This window comes from Streptomyces sp. NPDC104367 (genome assembly GCF_055583825.1).
The window spans coordinates 39,015-59,725 of sequence record NZ_JBVJND010000008.1; the positions used below are offsets into that span (position 1 = coordinate 39,015).

Sequence of the window (20,711 nt, forward strand, 5' to 3'; positions counted from 1 at the left end):
GTCCGGCCGTCACCGTCCGGCCGTCATCGTCCGGCCGTCACCGTCCGGCGCCCACCGTCCGGGGAGCCGCCTGGGCCGGCACCGGCGCCTCCGTCCCCCGGCGCAGCAGCGGTTCGAGCAGCAGTGGTGTCCCCACCACCGGCAGCAGCCATGCCAGCACGATCAGACGGGCGCCCCAGATGTTGATGTCGGGGTGCCCGGCCTGGGTGAGGACGCCGGTGGCCGCCGCGGCCAGCAGGAAGACCCCGAAGGCCGGCCGGCGCACCGCGCCCGCCGCCCCGGCCGCCAGCGCGCCGAGGAACAGCGGCTCCGTCAGCTGCCGGCGCAGCCACTCCACCCAGAAGCCCAGCTCCAGATGGAGGAACTCGCGCCAGGGACGGACCCGGTCGGGACGGGTGTAGTGGCCGGTCAGCAGGTCCTGCATGCTCTCCGCCTCGGACGGGTAGCGCAGCAGCCGGGCCAGCAGCAGCGTGCCGACGACCGCCACGCACCCCGCGACCGCGACCGCCGCCGCCCCGCGGCCGGGCGCCCGGCCCCGCCGGTGCCGCCACAGCGCGACCACCGCCCCCGCGGCGGCCAGGCAGCCGCCCAGGAACAGCGCCTGGGAGTGCTTCACGGCGAACAGCGCGAGCAGCGCGCCCGCCACCAGCGCCGTGCCCGCCCGCGGCCGCCGGTCCAGGGCCAGCGCGCAGCCCCACACCGCCGTCAGGGTCAGCGCCAGCATCAGGCCCTCGGTCATCGGCCGCATCGCGGTCGTGCCCACCGGCAGCACGTAGTACAGGGCCTGCCCGGTCAGCGCGAGCGGCACCGGCACCGACAGCGTCCGCAGGACCAGGAAGACCAGCGCCCCGCCCCCGGCCGCGACCAGCACGCTCGCCAGCCACACCCCCCACGTCACTCCGAACACGGTGACGAAGGGGAGCAGGAACACCGGGTAGCCCGGCCGCACCTCGAAGATCGCCCGCAGCCGGGGGCCGACGAAGGGCACGATGTGGCCGTCCGTCTGCCCGGCCGCCAACCGCCGTTCCACCCGCCGCAGTTCGGCCGAACGGCACTGGGCGAACACCCGCGCCGACGGGCTCGGCGCATGGAAGCGCAGCACGTCCACACCCTGCGCGCGCTCCGCCAGCGAGGCCCTGCCCGCGCACGCCCAGTCGACGGTCTCGGCCGCCGCCTGCCGCTTGCCGGCCCCGCCGAGCGTCAGCGCGTACGACACGTAGTTCTCGGAGTCGGGAGTGTCCCGGCCGGTGACGGCGGCCAGCTGGCACACCGCGAACACGGCGGCCAGCAGCAGCACCAGCACCCGGGCACGCGCTGCGGGCACGGTCGCGGCGGCCGTGGCCGTCCCGCCGCTCATGTCGACGCCAGCAGGTCGCGGGTGCCGGCCGGCCCGGGAACCAGGCCCGGCAGGGACGCCGGCTCGCCCAGGAGCAGGGTCCGTACGACCCGTTCGGCGGCCCGTCCGTCGTCGAACTCGCAGAACCGGGACCGGAAGCCGGCCCGCAGCCGTGCCGACTCCTGGTCCCGCCAGCCGCCCGAGGCGAACAGCCGCGCCAGCTCCCGGTAGGAACGGGACACATGGCCCGGCGCCTCGGCGGTGATGTCGAGATAGGCGCCCCGGCTCGCGGTGTACGACGGCCAGTCGTCGGCGTGCACGACGATCGGCCGGTCGAGGTTGGCGTAGTCGAACATGACGGACGAGTAGTCGGTGACCAGGACGTCCGAGGCCAGCATGACCTCCTCGACGTGCGGCTCGCCGGTCGCGTCGACCACGATCCCGCGCCGGTGCAGTTCCGCGAGGCCGGTGCCGCGGGCGGGACCGGCCGCCAGGGCGGGATGCAGCCGGACCACCAGCGTGTGGCCCGCCCCGAGGTCGGCGGCGAACCGGGCCGGATCGATCCGTTCGACGTGGCCGCCCCGGACGTAGTCGCGGCGGGCCGGGGCGTACAGCACGACGGTGTGGTCGGCCGGGATGCCGTACCGGGCCCGGAAGTCCGTCCGGCCGCCCGCGACGAGCACGTCGTTGCGCGGGCTGCCGGTGCGGGCCGAGGCGAAGTGGCAGGGGTAGGCCCGCTCCCAGACCAGCTCGGAGTGGCGGTTGGCGACCAGGCTGTGGTCCCAGCGGTCGGCCCGGCGCAGCATCTGCGGCACGTCGAAGCCGAGCCGGGCGCCGGGCTTGTCCAGCAGGTCCGCGCCCAGGTACCCGAGCGGGGTGCCCTGGTGGGTGTGGATGTGCACGCTGCCGGGCCGTTTGACCAGGCTCCCGGGCCAGTTGACGTCGTTGACGAAGAACTTCGCGCGGGCGGCGAGCCGCAGGTACCGCGGCGAGTCCAGCAGCACGTGCTCCACGTCCGCGGGCAGCCCCGCCGCCACCTCCGCGTCCCGCACCACCCACACCCCGCGCAGCCCCGGGGCGATCTCCCGGGCCTTGCGGTAGACGGCCGCCGGGTCGCCCAGCAGCCCCTGGTGCGAGGAGGCCGAGTACAGGACCAGGTTCTCGTCCGGCCGGCGCGTCCCGCGCAGCCCGGTCAGCGTCCGCCGGGCCCGGGCTCCCGCGGCCCGGCGCACCCTGAGCGCCTGCCGTCCGCCCTCCCGGCCGGCCCGCGCGGCCTGCCGCCGCAGCAGGTACACCGGGTAGGGGCCGCCCAGCACCCCCAGGACGGCACCCTCGGGGCGCAGCGCCCGGTACAGCTCCGCCGTGCGCCGGAAGAACTCGCCCCTGGCTGCGGGCGGCAGCCGGTCCGGTTTGGCGAGGATGTCCAGGCAGTGCTCGCCCATCTTGCGGTGCAGGTAGGGGCGCCAGCCGTCCAGCTCCGGGCGGGAGTCGACGAACGCGAAGACCCGCCTGTACTGGTCGTGGATGTCGAAGTGCTTGCGGCTGGTGGTGGACAGGATGTTGCCCTGGCGGCGCTGGCGGTAGTTCAGGCAGATCCGGTCGAGCGTGGCGATCCGGTCCGCGCTCAGCATGACCGGGAACGTCCAGGGGGTGTCCTCGTAGTAGCCCGGCGGGAACCGGAAGCCGTTCGCCGTCACGAAGTCCCGCCGGTACACCTTGTTCCAGACCACCATCAGCAGGTCCAGGATCTCGGGGTGTCCGGCCGCGGTGAACACCTCCGGGGTGGTGCCGAGGACCTCGGCGAGCGCGTTGCGCCGGGTCCCGCCCCACCAGTAGGTGCGGGCGTAGTCGAAGACCAGCACGTCCGGGTCGCCGCTCTCCGCCAGCCGGTCGGCGATCGCGCGCAGCGCGCCCGGGACGAGGGTGTCGTCGCTGTCGAGGAAGAGGAGGAAGTCGCCCGAGGCGTAGGGGAGTCCGGCGTTGCGGGCGCGGCCCAGGCCGACGTTCTCCGGGAGGTGCAGCACCCGCACCCGCGGGTCGCGGGCCGCGTACTCGTCGAGGATCTCCCCGCAGCCGTCCGGGGAGCGGTCGTCGACCGCGATCACCTCGATGTCGTCGAAGGACTGCTCCAGCACCGAGTCCAGGCACTCGCGCAGGAAGCCCTGCACCTTGAAACAGGGCACGATCAGACTGAACCGGGGCACGCTCAGCTCCTCACCAGGGTCGCGGCCGGGGCGGGCAGCCGCTCCGCGAGCGGGATCACCGCCGGGATCTCCTCGGGCGGACGGCCCAGGAACACCCGCCGTACCACCCGCTCGGCGGCCAGCCCGTCGTCGAACTGGCAGAAGCGGGTGCGGAACGCGGTCCGCAGCCGCCTGGACTCCCGGCCCGCGTAGGAGCCGTCGCGGAAGATCCGGGCCAGTTCCTCCGGGGTGCGGGCGACCGGGCCGGGCGGCTCGGCCATCAGGTCGAAGTAGACGCCCCGGGTCTGCCGGTAGACGTCCCAGTCGTCGGCGTACACGACGATCGGCCGGTCGAGGTTGGCGTAGTCGAACATGATGGACGAGTAGTCGGTGATCAGCGCGTCCGCCGCGAGGCACACCTCCTCGGCGGAGCGGTGCGCGGTGACGTCGATGACCCGGCCGCCGCCCGCGGGCCGGCCCCGGTCGTAGAAGTAGTGCGCGCGCAGGAGTACGACGACGTCCTCGCCGGCCGCCTCGCAGAACGCCTCCAGGTCGAGGCCGGGCTCGAAGCCGGTGTGGTGGTCGCGGTGGGTCGGCGCGTACAGGACCGCCCTGCTGCCGTCCGGGACGCCCAGCAGACGGCGGGCGCGGACCACGTCGTGGGCGGAGGCCGCGTAGTAGATGTCGTTGCGCGGATAGCCGTACTCCAGCGCCTCGTACGAGCCGGGGAAGGCGCGCTCCCACATCTGGGTGGAGTGCCGGTTGGACGAGAGGTTGAAGTCCCAGCGGTCGACACGGCCCAGCAGCTTGGTGAAGCTGCCGGTCTGCGCGGCGACCACCGGGTACGTCGACTGGTCGACGCCCATCTTCTTCAGCGGGGTGCCGTGCTGGGTCTGGAGGTGCACGCTGCCGGGCCGCTTGACGACCCCCTCGGCGAAGTTGGCGTTGTTGACGAGGTACTTGGCGCGGGCCAGCACCTCCCAATAGCGGTGGCTGCCGATCACCGCGTACTCGACGTCCTCGGGCACGGTGTGTTCCTGGCCGGCCTCGACCAGGAACACCGAGCGGATGTGCGGGGCGAGCTGGCGGGCGGCGGCGTGGATCGCGGCCGGGTTGCAGGTGTAGCCGCGCCCCCAGTAGGCGCAGTACACGGCGAGGTTGCGGTCCAGCGGGCGGCGCAGGGCGAGGGCGTAGCGCAGCCGGGTGAGCGGCATGCGCGGGCGGGGCAGCCGTTCGGCCGCCCGCACGGCCACCCGGTTGGCGCCGCGCAGCGCCCGGAACGCGGTGTAGGCGCCCGCCGCCAGGAGCCGGTGCTGGACGCCGAGGCTGCCGCCCGGCATCCGGAACCCGGCCGGCCGGTGCGCGCGGTGCAGCCGCCCGGCCCGCCGGAAGAACGCCCGGTGCCCGGACGGCAGCCGCTCCGGGCGGGACGCCGTCTTCAGCACCGGCCCGAAGAGCTGCTCGAACAGCGGCCGCGCCCGGTCGCCCGGCAGCCCGGCGGCCGCCCGCAGCACCAGCTCCACCTGGTCGAGGAGTCCGTGCTGGTGCGGCCCGGGAAGGTTCGGCCGGCTGCCCTGCCGGCGCAGCCGGTGCCGTACGACCACCGGGCGCAGCACGGCGATCCGCGCGGCGGCGACGGTGGTCAGGCCGCCCCAGCCGACGTCCGTGAAGGGGCCGTCGGGGAAGAGCAGCCCCTGGTCGGTGACGAAGGCACGGCGGTAGGCGGCGCTCCACGCGGGCAGGGCCACCCCGGTCAGCCCGGGTGCCTCGGCCGGGGCGAAGGCACCCTGCGGGGCGCCCGCCAGCAGGGGGCCGGCCGGGGTGCTGGGCTCGCCCTCCCACCAGGGCGTCCGCTCGTGCCCGAAGTACAGCACGTCCACGTCGCCGGTCTCCGCCAGCCGTGCGTCGAGCAGCGCCAGCGCACCCGGGGCCAGTACGTCGTCGCCGTCCAGGAAGAGGAGGTACGTGCCGTTCGCCGCCCGCAGCCCGGTGTTGCGGGCCCCGCTCAGCCCGGCGGAGGGCGGCGAGTGCACCGGGGTCACCCGGGGGTCCCGCCGGGCGTGGCCGGCGGCGACCGAGGCGGCCGGGGCGTCGGGCGCGTCGCAGACCGGGATCAGCTCCAGGTCGCCGAAGGACTGGGCCAGGACCGAGTCCAGCGCCTGGGACAGCCGGCCGGCGACCCCGTGGGAGGGGACGATGATGCTGAAGCGGGGCATGCTGCTCTTTCTCAGGTGTGCACGCGGCCCGGCCGCCCCGCCGGCCGCCAGGTGGACGGCCGGGACGGAGTGGGCCGCGAGGTGTTGGGGGGCATGGAGGAACTCCCTGGAAGGCAAACGGCGGTCAGCGGCTCTCGGTGACGGGCAGATGGCCGGAAGGTTGCGGAACGGTGGCCGGCGGGGAGTCGGCCGGCCCTGCCGCGGCCGAGGGAACGGGGTGCCGTTCGCCCAGCGGGACCACCGGCGGCAGCCCGGCCGGCTCGCCGAGCACCACGTGCCGCACGACCCGCTCGGCGGCGCGCCCGTCGTCGTACCCGCAGAACCGCTCGCGGAACACGGCGCGCAGCTGGGCGGAGCGGGAGCCGCGCCAGCGGCCGGAGGCGAAGACGTCGATCAGTTCGTCCTCGGTGCGGGCCACCGCGCCCGGCGGGGCGGCCCGCAGGTCGAAGTAGGTGCCGCGGGCCGCGTGGTAGGCGTCCCAGTCCTCGGTGTGCACGACGATCGGGCGGTCGAGGTTGGCGTAGTCGAACATGATCGACGAGTAGTCGGTGATCAGCGCGTCCGAGGCGAGGCAGAGCGCCTCCACGCCCGGGTGGCCGCTGACGTCGATCACCCTGGAGCCCGTCCCGAGCGGGCCGTCGTGCCAGTAGTGGGCGCGGGCCAGGATCACGAAGCGCGGGCCGAGGCGGCGCACGATCCGCTCCAGGTCGAGCAGGGGCCGCTGGGTGCGCCGGTAGTCGCGGTGGGTGGGCGCGTACAGGAGTGCGACGGTGTTCTCCGGGATGCCGAGCGAGGCGCGGATCCGGGTCACGTCGGCCGGGGTGGCCTGCTGGAAGACGTCGTTGCGCGGGTACCCGTAGGCGAGGGTCGTGTAGCGGCCGGGGTAGACGCGCTCCCAGGTGAGGGTGGTGTGCCGGTTGGCGGACAGCAGGTAGTCCCACTTGTCGACCCCCGCGAGGAGTTCCCCGAAGTCCGTGTCACCGGCCGCCGCCGGGTGCTCCTGGAGGTCCAGGCCCATGTGCTTGAGCGGGGTGCCGTGCTGGGTCTGCACGAACACCTGGCCGGGGCGCTTGCGCAGCCTGCGGTCGAAGTTGACGTTGTTCACCAGGTACTTGGAGCGGGCCAGCGCCGTCCAGTAGGCGAAGCTGCCCGGACGCAGCCGGCGCGGGCCCGGCGGGATCGTGTGCTGGTGCTCCGGGCGGGCGATCCAGGCGGTGCGGATGTGCGGGGCGTGGCTGCGGAACGCCTCCTCCAGCGCGCCCGGGTTGCAGCCGTGACCGCGGTTCCAGTAGGCGGCGAAGACCGCGCGGTCGGCGCGCAGCGGGAGCCGCAGCTGGACGCGGTAGTGCAGCTGGAGGAGGCCCGAGCGCAGGCCCCGGACGGACTTGACGGCCGCCTTGAGCGCGCGGCGGCGGACCGACACCGCCAGCTGGAGGCCGCGGTAGGTGCGGTGCAGGCCGTGGTGGACCAGACCGTGGCGCAGCCGGGTGCGCCACGGGACCGGGCCGCCCCGGGCGCGGTGCCGGCGGCAGTGGGCACGGGCCCTGCGCAGGAACTCGGCGCGGCTGCCCCGGGGCAGCCGGTCCCGCTTGGTGAACACCGTCGAGAAGTGGTCGGTCATCCGGCGGAACAGCACCGGCCGCCAGCGGGCCAGCGCGGGCCGCTCCTCGATGAACGCGAAGACCCGGTCGTACTGTTCGAAGATGTCGAAGTGCTTGCGGCTGGTGGTGGACAGGATGCTGCCCCGCCGCCGCTGCCGGTAGTGCACACAGACCCGGTCGAGGGTGGCGATCGACCCGGCGGTCATCAGCACCGGGTAGGTCCAGGGGGTGTCCTCGTAGTAGCCGGGCGGGAAGGCGAAGCCGTTCTCCTCGACGAACTCCCGCCGGTACGCCTTGTTCCAGGCCACCATCAGCACCCGCAGCAGACCGGCCCGGTCCTCCAGCCGGAACGGCGCCGGACCCTGCTCGGTCAGCTGCGCGGCCTGCTTGTTGCGCTCGGCCCGGCCGTTCCAGAACGTGCGCGCGTAGTCGTACACCAGGATGTCCGGCTCGCCGGTCTCCTTGATCCGGTCCGCGACCGCCCGCAGCGCGTCCGGTGTGAGGGTGTCGTCGCCGTCCAGGAAGACCAGGTAGTCGCCGCGCGCCAGCGTCGTGCCCGCGTTGCGGGCGCCGCCCAGGCCCCGGTTCTCCGCCAGGTGCACGGGCCGGACCCGCGCGTCACGGGCCGCGTACTCGTCGATGATCGTGCCGCAGGCGTCCGGCGAGCGGTCGTCCACCGCGATCAGTTCGAGGTCGGGGTACGACTGGGAGAGCACCGAGTCCAGGCACTCGGGAAGATACGCCTGGACCTCGTACGCGGGGACAATGACACTGAACCTGGGCAAGGGGCATCCATGGGTCGCTCGGCGCGGGCGTTCTGCCCGGGAACGGCCAATGGAGTGATTTGGTTACGGTTCCGTACGTCATGCGGGTCACGTTCCGCGCACGGGCGCGGTCACTTGACCGCGCCCGCCATCACCCCGGTCACGAACTGCCGCTGGAACGCGAAGAAGACGGCCAGCGGGACGACCATCGAGATGAACGCGCCGGGGGCCAGGACGTCCACGTTGTTGCCGAACTGGCGTACCTGGGTCTGGAGCGCGACCGTGATCGGCTGCGTCCCGGACTTGGTGAACACCAGCGCGACCAGCATGTCGTTCCACACCCACAGGAACTGGAAGATGCCCAGGCTCGCGATGGCCGGTCCGCCGAGCGGCATCACCACCCGCGTGAACAGCCGCAGTTCACCGGCGCCGTCGAGCCGAGCCGCCTCCAGCAGCTCCCGCGGGATCTCCGCGAAGAAGTTCCGCAGCAGGAACACCGCGAACGGCAGCCCGAAGCCGACGTGGAAGAGGACCACCCCGAGGACCGTGCCGAACAGGCCGATCTTCCCGAAGAGTTCGGCGATCGGGATCAGCGCCACCTGGACCGGCACGACCAGCAGGCTGACCACGACCAGGAACCACCAGTCGCGGCCCGGGAACTCCATCCACGCGAACGCGTAACCGGCCAGCGCCCCGATGACCACCACCAGGACCGTCGCCGGGACGGTGATCAGGACCGTGTTCCAGAGGGAGTGGGTGATGTCGCCGTTCTCCAGGAGCTTCGTGTAGCTCTCGAAGGTGAGCTGGGACGGCTTGCCGAGGACGGTCCACCAGCCGCTCGCGCTCATGTCCTCCGGCGAGCGCAGCGAGGAGACGAGCAGTCCGAGCGTCGGCACCAGCCAGAACAGGGCGACGACGATCAGGAAGAACCGCACCAGACCGCTGTTGAGCTTCTCCAGTACCCAGCTCATCGCCGCTCCTCCCGCCGCAGCCGACGGACGTTGAACCACATCACGGGGATCACCAGGAGCAGCAGGAACACCGCGATGGCGCTGGCGATGCCCGGCTGCCCCTCCGAGAAGCCCTTGCGGTACAGCTCCAGGGCGAGCACGTTCGCGTCGTCCTGCGAGGAACCGGGCGCGATGATGTACACCAGGTCGAAGACCTTGAGCACGTTGATCATCAGGGTGACGGTGACCACCGCGAGGACCGGTGCCAGCAGCGGCACGGTGACCTTGCGGAACACCTGCCACTCGGTCGCGCCGTCGACCCGCGCCGCCTCCAGGAGTTCCCGGGGCACACCCGCCAGCCCGGCCGCGATCAGGACCATCGCGAAGCCCGCCCACATCCAGACGTACGACCCGATGACGGCCGGGGTGACCAGCGTCGGGCCGAGCCAGTCGACGCCGCTGTAGGGCTGCCTGAAGTTGCTCGCGGGCAGCCGGAGCCGGGCCCCGTCGGCGGCCGCGGGGAGGGTGAAGGTGCCGTCCGCCGCCGCCTCGGCCGACGCGACCACCTCGCCGTTCCTCACCGCCTCGATCCGCATCCCGTCGTAACCGAGCTCCGACGGGTCGGGGCTGCCGAGCTTGCCGACGCCCTTGCCGCGGGTGAAGTCCTGCCACGTGGTGCCGGTGACCTTCCCCGGGTCGGGCCGGGCCGTCACGGCGCTCTTCGCGCCGTCCGGCATCTGGTCGGGGGCGACCCCGACGAGGGGCAGGAGGACGGTCTGCCCGGTGTGGACGGCGGCCGTGGTGATGAAGCCGCCCTGGTCGGGTTCGAGGGGCGACTCGCGGCCCGGGTGGGCGTTCGGGAACGCGGAGGACCGGGCGAAGGTGTCGTGGACGCCGACCCAGACCGCGTTGGCGACGCCCTTGTCCGGGTCCTGGTCGTAGACGAGCCGGAAGATGATGCCGGCGGCCAGCATCGAGATCGCCATCGGCATGAAGACGACCAGCTTGAACGCCGTTCCCCAGCGCACCCGTTCGGTCAGCACCGCGAAGATCAGGCCGAGCGCGGTGGAGACCGTCGGGGCGAACACCACCCAGATGACGTTGTTCTTCAGGGCGGTGCGGATGCCGTCGTCCGTGAAGATCGCCTTGTAGTTGTCGAAGCCGGCGAAACCGTCGCCGGAGGCGTTGGAGAAGCTGCGGACCAGCGAGTACCCGATCGGGTAGACCACGAGCGCGCCGAGCAGCACCAGGGCGGGCAGGAGGAAGAGCGCCACCACGGACCTGCGGGTGCCGGTCACGCTCCTGCGGCGACGGGGAGCGGCGGGGGCCTCGGCGGCCCCCGCCGTACCGGGTGATGACATCGCCGGGTCAGCTTCCGCTGCCGTAGGCGGCCGCCGCGTCCTTCTCCAGCTTCGCCTGGGTGCCCGCGACGTCCTTCGGGTTCTGCAGGAAGTCCTGGAGGTCCTTCCACTCGCCCTTGCCCGGGGTGCCGCCGAAGGCCTGCGGGGCCTGGTCGGACATGTCGAAGCGGAAGTCGTCGCCGGAGGCGATCAGGGCCTGGGCGATCTTGCGCTGCACCTCGTTCGGGTACGCGGAGTCCGGCACGCTCTTGTTCGGCGAGAGGTAGCCGCCGAGCTTCGCCTGGATCGTCGCCGCGTCCGGGGAGGCCAGGAACTTCGCCAGCGCCTGGGCGCCCTTGGAGTCCTTGAAGACGACCGCCGCGTCACCGCCGGAGACCACGGGCGCGGTCGAGCCCACCGCCGGGAACGGGAACACCTTGGCGTCCGTGCCCACCTTCGCCTTGGTCTCGCCGATGTTGACCTGCACGAAGTCGCCCTCGTAGACCATGGCCGCCTTCGGCTGTTCGCCGCCGGTGAAGGTCTGGGTGACCGAGGCCGGGAACTCCGTCTGCAACGCGCCGGCCGCGTCGCCCGCGACGTACCCCTTCTTGCCCCAGATCTGGGCGAGCGTCGTCAGCGCCTGCTTCACGGACGGGTCGGTCCACTTGATCCTGTGCTGGGCGAGCTGGTCGTACTTCTCCGGGCCCGCCTGGGAGAGGTAGACGTTCTCGAACCAGTCGGTCAGGGTCCAGCCGTCCGCGCCGCCCACCGAGAACGGCGTGACACCCGAGTCGTAGACCGCCTGCGCCGTCGTCAGCAGCTCCTGCCAGGTCTTGGGCTCGGTGGCGCCCGCGTTCTCGAAGACCTTGGCGTTGTACCAGATCAGCGACTTGTTGGCGGCCTTGTAGTAGACGCCGTACTGCTTGCCGCCGACCTTGCCGATGTCCTGCCAGCCCTGCGCGTAGTTCTTCTGCACTTCCTTGACCGTGTCGGCGCTCAGCGGCTTGGCCCAGCCCTTCTGCACCGCCTGCTTGATCGCGCCGGGCTGGGGCAGCAGCGCGATGTCCGGCGGCTGGCCGCCCGCGATCTTCGAGCCGAGGAAGTTGATGATCGGATCCTGCGCGGGCACGAAGGTGACCTTCGCGCCGGTGCGCCTCTCGAACTCCGCGAGCACCTGCTTGAAGTTCTTCTGCTCCTGGCCCGTCCAGACGGCCGCCACCTCCAGGGTGGTTCCGTTCAGCTTCGGGAGGGTCAGGCTGCTCGTCCCGGTGGTGCCGGTGCTGCTGTCGCCGCCGGACTTCTTGTCGCCGCCCCCCGAGCAGGCGGTGAGCGCGAGGGCTCCCGCGAGCAGCGCGGCGAGTGTGGTGGGGGCCCTGTGTGTCCGGATGGTGTTGCTCATGACGCGCATCACTTCCCCGTTCGTCGTTCCTCATTGAACGTCAGAACTCTGTCCCGTGCGCTCCGGTCTACGCGGGCACCGGGCACCCGGCAAGTAGGCCGACAGGTCAGCGCCGGGGATCGTGATCACCTCGTGATCGAAGAACGCCGGCCGGCGGGGGACCGGCCGGACCCCGGGGCGGCCGGTCACAGCAGCGAGGGGACCTCCGCCGCCGAGACCTCGCGGGCCGCCCGCTCCACCGCGCTCGCCAGCAGGGCCAGGTCCGTCGGGCCGTTGCCCAGTTCGCGGACCGGACGGCGGGCCGGGGGGTCGCCCATGCGGTGCCAGTCGAGCGCCACGACCGTCGGGCGCTGGGTCGCGGTGCGGGGGATGCGGCCCGTGACCCGGCCCGCCTGGAACGCGGTGCCGCGGCCGTCCGGCGTGACCAGCCGGCCGCGGCCCGGGGCCGGTTCGTCGGGGCCGCTGGCCGGGGCGTCCAGGGTGACGCGCAGGGTGGCCTGCCGGGCGGGTTCCGTCTCCGCCGTACGGCCGCCGGTGCCGGACGCCGCGATCAGGTGCACGCCGAGCCGCTCGCCCTCCTTGGCCACCGCCTCCAGCGCCCGCATCACGGACCCGGCGGCCGGGCGGCCCGGCGAACCGAGCGCCGGGGAGACCAGGGCGTCGAGGTCGTCGACCACGACCACCAGCCGGGGCAGCGGCGGGGGCGGAGGCGTCTCGGCGCGGGCCCGGGCCGCGGCGCCGCCCGACGGGCGCAGCCGGAGCGTCGAGCTCGGCGGGGCCTCTATGTCCCCGGCACCAGCGGCGGTGCCCCGGCCGCGCTGGGGGACGATACGGCCCGAGATCTCCCGCTGAGCGTGCCAGTCGGTGAAGTCGGAGCGGCCCAGCAGCTCGGCCCGCCGCTTCAGCTCGGCGCTCAGCGACTGCGCGAACTCCCGCATCCGGACCGGGTCGTTCGCGGTCAGGTGGGTCGTGACGTGCGGTATGTCCGTGCAGACCCGCAGGCCCTCGGCGTGCCCGGCGCCGGTGCCGACGCCGTCCCGGCCGTCGACCAGCACCATCCCGAGCCGGTCGGGGCGCTCGGCGGAGGCCAGCGAGGCGACCATCGCCCGCAGCAGCTCCGTACGGCCTGCGCCGGAGGGGCCCTCGATCAGCAGATGCGGTCCCTCGGCGGCCAGGTCGGCGGTGAGCGGGCCGCGCGGTCCGGCGCCGAGCACCGCCCGGGCCCGGCCGCCCAGCGACTCGGCGTCGTCGGCCGCGTCCGCCCAGCGGGCCATCAGCGAGGCCGGGGTGGCGCGGGCCAGCCCCAGCTCGTCCAGCAGCCGGGCGGACTGGGGGAGCGGGGCGGCCACGCGCGCGTGCCGGTCGGCGGCCGGGCCGTCGGGACGCAGCGGGGCCAGCGCCCTCGCGAACCGTTCGGCCCAGGCGGGCGAGACCGCGTCCACCGAGGCGAGGGTGCCGGGGCCGACCGGGCCGGTGGAGACCCGCATGAGGTGCAGCGCCGTCGCCACGTCCCCGCCGAGCAGGGCCACCGCCCCGCACTCCCGGAACGTCGGGGTCACCGCGCACGCCTGCTCGTAGGTCTCCTCGACCGGTCCGGCGGGGGACAGGGGCGCGGTCTCCGCCAGGCAGACGACATGGACGCCGGCCCGCGGGCCGGCGACGGCCAGCCGGGCCACCGCGTCGCGCAGCGCGGAGCCGCCGGGGTCGCCGTCCACGACGACGACCGAGTACGGGCCCGGGAAGCCGCCGTCGCCCGCGGCACCGAGGTCGCCGCGCGCCCAGGACGGGCGGTGGGAGTCCTCCGGGGGCGGGACGTCCGCCGTGCCGGTCAGGGCGGGCCGGTCGGACGGGGTGGCCGGTCTGCGGGGCGCCGCCAGGTCCTCGACCCTGCGCAGCAGCTCCTCCACCCGGGCCGCCGCCTGCTCGCGGTCGTAGGCCAGCAGGAGGCGGCAGTCCTGGCCGTGCCCGGGGCGGACGTGCGGGAGCCAGCCGAGCCAGGACCACTCCGCGGTGCGCTCCTCCAGGGGGCGCGCCCGGTCGGCGCTGATCAGGACGATCTCCAGCAGGTCGGGCGAGTGCAGTGCGGCCAGCTGGGCGAGGACCGCGCGGGCGAGCCCGGCGAGGCGGGTGCGCGGGCCCGCGAGGCCCAGGGCGCCGGCCTCGCGCAGGCCCGCGGTGACCGGGACGGCGGGGAGCAGACCCGAGCCGTCGGGTGTCGGGCGGTCCGCCGTACCGAGGCGGACCGTGAGCGCCTCGGGGTGGCCGGGGCCGCGCTCCCAGAGGCGGGGGCCGGGGCCGAGCGCGGTGAGCAGCAGGGCGGCGGGGTCGGGCCAGGTCTCGGGCTGGGCGGGCGGGTCGGCCTCGGCCGGGCCGCCGTCCTGTGCCGTGGTCTCGCCGTCGGCGGCGGACAGGGGCTCACCGCGTCCGCCGGCCAGCCGCCGGGCCCAGGCGCCGATCCCGCCGCGCCTGCGGGCGCCGGGCAGGGCGGGCGCCTCGGTGCCGCGCAGCGGGGTGCCCTTGCGCCGGGCCGCGGGGGCGGCCGGGTCGTCGAGGTGCGCGGAGGAGGCGTCGCCGGCCGGGTGGCCCGCCGGGGCCGCCCCGGACGGGGCCTGACGCGCCGCGTCCGCGCGAGAGGCCGCCGGCCCACGAGCGGCGGACCCCGGGGCCGCGGAACCGGGCGCGGTGGAGCCGTGAGCGGTGGCGCCGGACGCGGGGGAGCCGTGGGACGAGGAGCCGTGGGACGTGGAGTCGTGGGCGGCCGGGCCGTGCGTGGGGGAGCCTGGCCGCGTGGAGCCGTACCCCGTGGCTCCGTGCGCGGTGGCGCCGGGTTCCGTGGAGCCGTACCCCGTCGTTCCGGGGCCGGTCGAGCCGTACCCGGTCGTCTCGCGCGCGCCGGCGCCGGGGTCCGTGGAGCCGTACCCCGTCGCTCCGGGCCCGGTCGAGCCGTGCGCGGTGGAGCCGTGGCCTGTCGGGCCGTACCCCGTCGTTCCGTGTGCGGTGGTGCCGGGGTCCGTGGAGCCGTACCCCGTGCCGCCCTGCCCTGTCGCTCCGCGGCCGGTGGAGGCGGGGTCTGCCGAGCCGGGGCGGGGGTTCTTGTGGTTCGGGGCGGTGCCCGGGGTGCCGAGGACTCCGGAGCGGCCGGCGTGGGTGTCGCCGGAGCCGCCGCGCGGGCCGGGCATCCCGGCGGCCGTCCCCGCACTGCGGTGGCTCTCGATCCGCGGCGCGTCCCCCTGCGCGGGCACGACCGGCGGCTCGGACCGGCCGGGCCGCCGGTCGCCGGGCGTCCCGCCCGGGTCCGCCCAGCCCGCGGTGCCGTAGGAGTGCCGGGTGCGGCCGGCCGGACCGCCGTCGGTGGGCGCGGCGGCCGCCGGGGCGTCGCCGTAGCCGCCCTGCGGCTCCTCGCCGTCGGCCAGCACCCGCACGCACCCCTCGCCGTCGGGGGCCGTGCCCACCCGGGCCCCCGGCCCCCCGGACGGCGTAAGCCTGAGGGCCGATTCCCCGATGCGCAGCAGGGCGCCCGCGGTGAGGCGGACCGGACGGTCGGTGACGCGGGTGCCGTCCAGGGCGGTGCCGTTGGTGGAGTTCAGGTCGGCGACCGAGACGCGGCCGTCGGCGGCGACGGTGACCGCGCAGTGCAGCCGGGACACGTCCGGGTCGTCGAGCGGGACGTCGGCGTCGGCGGAGCGGCCGATGGTGATCTGGCCGCCGTGCAGCAGGTGCACCCCGCCCGCGTCCGGCCCGGCGACCACGTGCAGCTGGGTCGGGGCGTCGTCCAGCTCGGGATGCGGCTCGGGGGCCGCGGGCGCGCCCAGGGACAGCACGGCGCCGTCGACCAGCGGGGGCTCGCCGAGGACGCGGCGCCGGGCGTCCAGCCGCTCCGCCCCGGCGTACAGCACGACGGGGGCGCCGCTCTGCTCCCGGCCGCCCAGGGTGCCGTCGCCGGTGACCGCGGCGGACAGCGCGGAGGCCACCGCGGCGAGGTCCGTGCCCACCGGCGCCGTCACCAGCACGTCGCGGCTCACGGCCCGGCCCCGCTGCGCGGCAGGGCCCAGCGGGTCTACGACGGTCAGCCGGATCTGCATCGCCGTCAGCGGTCCCTTCTGCGCGGGCGCGGACTTCCCCCCACCACCACTAGCGCGTCGGCCAGTTCAGCTGTCGCACGCATCCTCGCACCTGCCACCGACAACGCGCCCACGACCCGATGGTAAGTGATCTTGATTGGTCGGCTCTGCCCCCAAAAGTGCCTGACCGGTGGCGCGTGGACGATCACTTGAGATCGGTCACGTCCGGCTCCGGCAACCGGTGGACCGAAGCGAGCGTCTTTCCATCGAACGCGTGCGGGAACGCCAACGTATGGGGATACGTCCGGAACGCTTGTCGGCTGCCTGCCGGGCAGGGGAAGGCACAGCCGGACGACACCCGGCCCCGGGTGCCACGGCACTACAGTGGGTCGGACATCAGGGTCGGAGACACCAGCAAGCAGCTTAGGGAGCGCATGACGTGCGGCCGGTAGGCAGCAAGTACCTCCTGGAGGAGCCGCTCGGACGCGGCGCCACCGGTACCGTCTGGCGTGCCCGCCAGCGGGAGACCGCGGGCGCCGAGGCAGCCGTGCCCGGCCAGCCCGGTGAGACCGTCGCGATCAAGGTCCTCAAGGAGGAGCTGGCGAGCGACGCCGACGTCGTGATGCGCTTCCTCCGGGAGCGCTCCGTCCTGCTCCGGCTGACCCACCCGAACATCGTCCGGGTCCGCGACCTGGTCGTCGAGGGCGATCTGCTGGCCCTGGTCATGGACCTGGTCGACGGCCCCGACCTGCACCGCTACCTGCGTGAGAACGGCCCCTTCACGCCCGTCGCCGCCGCGCTGCTCACCGCCCAGGTCGCCGACGCGCTCGCCGCCAGCCACGCCGACGGCGTGGTGCACCGGGACCTCAAGCCCGCCAACGTGCTGCTCGCGCACCACAACGGCCAGATGCACCCGCTGCTGACCGACTTCGGCATCGCCCGCCTCGCCGACTCCCCTGGTCTGACCCGCACCCACGAGTTCGTCGGCACGCCCGCGTACATCGCCCCGGAGTCCGCCGAGGGCCGCCCGCAGACCTCCGCGGTCGACGTCTACGGCGCCGGCATCCTGCTCTACGAGCTGGTCACCGGCCGTCCGCCGTTCTCCGGCGGCAGCGCCCTGGAGGTCCTCCACCAGCACCTCAGCGCCGAGCCGCGCCGCCCCTCGACCGTCCCCGACCCGCTGTGGACGGTCATAGAGCGCTGCCTGCGCAAGAACCCCGCGGACCGGCCCAGCGCCGAGAACCTCGCGCGGGGCCTGCGCGTCGTCGCCGAGGGCGTCGGCGTGCACGCGAACTCCGCGCAGATCGCCGCGGCCGAGGGCGTCGGCGCGCTGCTCGCCCCCGACCCGGCGCCCGCCGCCGTACCGGGCGCGCCCGGGGCCGCCGACCCGACCCAGGTGCTGCCGAACACCGGCGCGCCGGCGGCCGGCTCGCCGATGGGGGCGTACGATCCGAACGCCGCGACCAGCGTCCTGCCGCACACCGGCGGCCCGGTGGGCGCCGCCGACCCGACCGCCGTGCTGCCGAGCACCGGCGCCGCCGACCCGACGGCCGTCATGCCGCCGATGCCCCAGGGGCAGCCGGGCGGCCCGCAGCCCGAGCAGCCGCACCCCTGGCAGACCCAGCTGCGCGCGGCCCGCGACCGCAACGAGCAGACCCAGGTCCAGTACCTCGACCCGAACGAGGACCCGCTGCGCCGCCGCCCGCAGCGCCAGGCGGCCCGCCCGCAGCAGCAGCCGCAGCAGCCCCGCCAGGCGCCCCAGCAGCAGCCCGTACGCCGTCCCCAGCCGCGCGGGCAGGGCGGCCAGGGCGGTCAGCAGGGCGGGTACGGCCGGCCCCAGCAGTACGCGCCGGCGCCCCAGCAGCAGCCCCGGCAGCAGCCGCAGCGCCACGCGCCGCCGGCGGAGCCGCAGCGGGCCCCGCGCGAGCCGCGGCAGCGCAGCGCCAACCCGATGAAGATCCCCGGGCTGGGCTGCCTCAAGGGCTGCCTGTTCATGGTCGTCGTCCTGTTCGTCGCGGGCTGGCTGATCTGGGACCTGACCCCGCTGCACACCTGGGTGGGCCAGGGCAAGGGCTACTGGCACCAGCTGAGCGACATGGTGAGCACGGTCAGCGGCTGGATCTCGGACCTGGGCAACGGTTCGGGCAGCGGAAACTGACCGCGAGTTTGGGGACTTGTCGACATCTGGCGGGTGATTTCCGCCTCCGTGGTGAAGGTTGGCTCATCGGACGCGTACTTTTGTCGGCAACACGCGTCGGTAGGAGCAGTCTTGGCACGGAAGATCGGCAGCCGGTACACCGCCAACCAGATCCTGGGACGGGGCAGCGCCGGCACGGTGTGGCTGGGCGAGGGGCCGGAGGGGCCCGTCGCCATCAAGCTGCTGCGCGAGGATCTCGCGTCCGACGAGGAACTGGTGGGCCGGTTCGTCCAGGAGCGCACCGCGCTGCTGGGCCTGGAGCACCCCAACGTCGTCTCCGTCCGTGACCTCGTCGTCGACGGCAACGACCTCGCGCTCGTCATGGACCTGGTCCGGGGCACCGATCTGCGCACCCGTCTGGACCGGGAGCGGCGGCTGGCGCCCGAGTCGGCCGTCGCGATCGTCGCGGACGTCGCGGACGGACTGGCGGCGGCGCACGCGGCGGGCGTCGTGCACCGGGACGTCAAGCCCGAGAACGTCCTCCTGGACATGCAGGGCCCGCTGGGCCCCGGCGGCTCCCACCCCGCCCTGCTGACCGACTTCGGCGTCGCGAAGCTGATCGACTCCCCGAAGCGGACCCGCGCGACGAAGATCATCGGTACGCCGGACTACCTGGCACCGGAGATCGTGGAGGGCCTGCCGCCCCGCGCCTCCGTGGACATCTACGCGCTCGCGACCGTCCTGTACGAGCTGCTGGCGGGCTTCACCCCCTTCGGCGGCGGCCACCCGGGCGCGGTGCTGCGCCGCCACGTCACGGAGACGGTCGTCCCGCTGCCGGGCATCCCCGAGGAGCTCTGGCAGCTGCTCGTCCAGTGCCTGGCCAAGGCGCCGGCCTCCCGGCTGCGGGCGTCCGAGCTGGCGGCGAGGCTGCGCGAGCAGCTGCCGACGCTGGCGGGCATGCCGGCGCTGGACGTCGACGAGCCGGACGCCGAGGACGGCGCGGCGCCGGACGAGACGGAGGCCCCTGCGGCCGCCCCGGCGGCGGAGGAGCAGCGGGTACGGCGCCGGGGCGCCGTCTCCCTGGTGCCGGGCGCGAAGCCGGACTCCAACCGGGACACGCACACGTCGATGCGGGTGCCGGGCGCGGACGAGCTGGCGGGCGGGGCGCGGGGCACGGCACGGGTGCCGAGGGCGACGGGCGCCCCGAGGCCGGGCTCGGCCCGCAACCGGGCGGCGGCCCGGCGCCGCCGGGTGACGTTCGCGGTGGCGGGCGCCGCGGTGGCCGCGGCGGTGGGCATAGGCGCCTGGTTCGCCACGTCCGGCGACGACGCGCCGCCCCAGGACACCCACAGCACCTCCACCCCCTGACCGCGGTCCCGTCCCCGGGGTGGGTGGGCAGGCGTCCGCCGGCTGAGCGAGCCGTTACGCTGGAGGCGTGGCAGTCGTCGATGTTTCCGAAGAGCTCAAGTCCCTCTCCTCGACCATGGAGTCGATCGAGGCCGTTCTGGACCTCGACAAGCTGAGGGCAGATGTCGCCGTGCTCGAGGAGCAGGCGGCCGCGCCGTCCCTGTGGGACAACCCGGACGAGGCGCAGAAGATCACCAGCAAGCTGAGCCACCTGCAGGCCGAGGTCAGGAAGGCCGAGGCGCTGCGCGGGCGGATCGACGATCTTGCCGTGCTCTTCGAGATGGCCCAGGAGGAGGACGACCCGGACACCCTGGCCGAGGCCGAGTCCGAGCTCACGGCCGTCCGGAAGGCGCTGGACGAGATGGAGGTCCGGACGCTGCTCAGCGGTGAGTACGACGCCCGCGAGGCGCTCGTGAACATCCGCGCCGAGGCCGGTGGCGTCGACGCCGCCGACTTCGCCGAGAAGCTCCAGCGCATGTACCTGCGCTGGGCGGAGCAGCACGGCTACAAGACCGAGGTCTACGAGACGTCGTACGCGGAAGAGGCCGGCATCAAGTCGACCACCTTCGCCGTGCAGGTGCCGTACGCCTACGGCACCCTCTCCGTGGAGCAGGGCACCCACCGGCTGGTGCGGATCTCGCCCTACGACAACCAGGGCCGCCGCCAGACCTCCTTCGCCGGTGTCGAGGTGCTCCCCGTGGTCGAGCAGACCGACCACATCGAGATCGACGAGTCCGAGCTGCGGGTGGACGTCTACCGGTCCTCCGGCCCCGGCGGCCAGGGCGTGAACACCACCGACTCCGCGGTGCGGCTCACCCACATCCCCACCGGCATCGTCGTCTCCTGCCAGAACGAGCGCTCGCAGATCCAGAACAAGGCGACCGCGATGAACGTCCTCCAGGCCAAGCTGCTGGAGCGGCGCCGCCAAGAGGAGCAGGCCAAGATGGACGCCCTCAAGGGCGACGGCGGCAACTCCTGGGGCAACCAGATGCGGTCGTACGTGCTGCACCCGTACCAGATGGTCAAGGACCTGCGCACCGAGCACGAGGTCGGCAACCCCGAGGCCGTCTTCAATGGCGAGATCGACGGCTTCCTGGAGGCCGGAATTCGCTGGCGCAAGCAGCAGGAGAAGTAGTTTTGTCGACTTGCCCATGATGGGCCGCACCATCCGGAACTGCCGCCCCCGAGGCGGCAGTTCTCGTTTGTCTGGGTTTTACGTCACACTCACACACTTCAACTCCCGGCATTCGCCCCGCAACTGGACATCGCGTACGCAACGGCCTTGACGATGCCTTGAAAAATGGGAAGGGTGAAGCG

The 20,711-nt window shown here is 74.2% G+C and carries 11 protein-coding genes; 3 read left to right on the forward strand and 8 right to left on the reverse strand.

Translation table 11 applies throughout. The features are described 5' to 3' along the window. Positions 1 to 37 precede the first annotated feature (37 nt). From ACZ619_RS13965 to ACZ619_RS14000, 8 genes are all read right to left on the reverse strand, one after another. Positions 38 to 1,357: a hypothetical protein gene (locus ACZ619_RS13965; RefSeq protein ID WP_469598295.1), complete on the reverse strand. Its 1,320-nt coding sequence runs from the start codon at positions 1,355 to 1,357 to the stop codon at positions 38 to 40. Then, positions 1,354 to 3,540: a bifunctional glycosyltransferase/CDP-glycerol:glycerophosphate glycerophosphotransferase gene (locus tag ACZ619_RS13970; protein WP_469598297.1), complete on the reverse strand. Its 2,187-nt coding sequence runs from the start codon at positions 3,538 to 3,540 to the stop codon at positions 1,354 to 1,356. Before ACZ619_RS13970 ends, ACZ619_RS13965 begins: the two co-directional genes overlap by 4 nt. A 2-nt stretch (positions 3,541 to 3,542) precedes the next feature. Beyond that, positions 3,543 to 5,735 (reverse strand): bifunctional glycosyltransferase/CDP-glycerol:glycerophosphate glycerophosphotransferase, encoded by a 2,193-nt coding sequence (locus ACZ619_RS13975; protein WP_469598299.1) that lies wholly within the window; start codon positions 5,733 to 5,735, stop codon positions 3,543 to 3,545. Between the two features lie 124 nt (positions 5,736 to 5,859). Beyond that, positions 5,860 to 8,121: a bifunctional glycosyltransferase/CDP-glycerol:glycerophosphate glycerophosphotransferase gene (locus ACZ619_RS13980; RefSeq protein ID WP_469598301.1), complete on the reverse strand. Its 2,262-nt coding sequence runs from the start codon at positions 8,119 to 8,121 to the stop codon at positions 5,860 to 5,862. A gap of 110 nt (positions 8,122 to 8,231) precedes the next feature. Continuing rightward, positions 8,232 to 9,071, reverse strand: a complete 840-nt coding sequence (locus ACZ619_RS13985; RefSeq protein WP_469598303.1) for a carbohydrate ABC transporter permease — start codon at positions 9,069 to 9,071, stop codon at positions 8,232 to 8,234. Then, positions 9,068 to 10,348, reverse strand: a complete 1,281-nt coding sequence (locus ACZ619_RS13990) for a carbohydrate ABC transporter permease (RefSeq protein WP_469598305.1) — start codon at positions 10,346 to 10,348, stop codon at positions 9,068 to 9,070. The genes ACZ619_RS13985 and ACZ619_RS13990 overlap by 4 nt, the downstream gene beginning before the upstream one ends. Before the next feature lie 70 nt (positions 10,349 to 10,418). After that, the gene (locus ACZ619_RS13995; RefSeq protein ID WP_469598307.1) at positions 10,419 to 11,798 is read right to left on the reverse strand and encodes an ABC transporter substrate-binding protein; all 1,380 of its coding nucleotides are present in this window, start codon (positions 11,796 to 11,798) and stop codon (positions 10,419 to 10,421) included. Between the two features lie 176 nt (positions 11,799 to 11,974). Further along, positions 11,975 to 15,871 (reverse strand): FHA domain-containing protein, encoded by a 3,897-nt coding sequence (locus ACZ619_RS14000; protein WP_469598309.1) that lies wholly within the window; start codon positions 15,869 to 15,871, stop codon positions 11,975 to 11,977. 418 nt (positions 15,872 to 16,289) lie between these two features. On the opposite strand from ACZ619_RS14000, the gene ACZ619_RS14005 reads away from it, so the two are divergent. The 3 genes from ACZ619_RS14005 to prfB all read left to right on the forward strand — a co-directional run bounded on the left by ACZ619_RS14005 (position 16,290) and on the right by prfB (position 20,529). Beyond that, positions 16,290 to 18,008 (forward strand): serine/threonine-protein kinase, encoded by a 1,719-nt coding sequence (locus tag ACZ619_RS14005; protein ID WP_469598311.1) that lies wholly within the window; start codon positions 16,290 to 16,292, stop codon positions 18,006 to 18,008. A 111-nt stretch (positions 18,009 to 18,119) separates the two neighbouring features. Beyond that, positions 18,120 to 19,355: a serine/threonine-protein kinase gene (locus tag ACZ619_RS14010; RefSeq protein ID WP_469598313.1), complete on the forward strand. Its 1,236-nt coding sequence runs from the start codon at positions 18,120 to 18,122 to the stop codon at positions 19,353 to 19,355. 67 nt (positions 19,356 to 19,422) lie between these two features. Continuing rightward, the gene (prfB, locus tag ACZ619_RS14015) at positions 19,423 to 20,529 is read left to right on the forward strand and encodes a peptide chain release factor 2 (protein WP_469598315.1); all 1,107 of its coding nucleotides are present in this window, start codon (positions 19,423 to 19,425) and stop codon (positions 20,527 to 20,529) included. The last annotated feature ends 182 nt before the right edge of the window (positions 20,530 to 20,711 follow it).

Bases quoted from the DNA above. Each gene is read 5' to 3' on its own strand.
- ACZ619_RS13975 (WP_469598299.1), bottom strand. From the start codon at position 5,735: ATGCCCCGCTTCAGCATCATCGTCCCCTCCCACGGGGTCGCCGGCCGG.
- ACZ619_RS13965 (WP_469598295.1), bottom strand. From the start codon at position 1,357: ATGAGCGGCGGGACGGCCACGGCCGCCGCGACCGTGCCCGCAGCGCGT.
- ACZ619_RS14000 (WP_469598309.1), bottom strand. From the start codon at position 15,871: ATGCAGATCCGGCTGACCGTCGTAGACCCGCTGGGCCCTGCCGCGCAG.
- ACZ619_RS13995 (WP_469598307.1), bottom strand. From the start codon at position 11,798: ATGCGCGTCATGAGCAACACCATCCGGACACACAGGGCCCCCACCACA.
- ACZ619_RS13985 (WP_469598303.1), bottom strand. From the start codon at position 9,071: ATGAGCTGGGTACTGGAGAAGCTCAACAGCGGTCTGGTGCGGTTCTTC.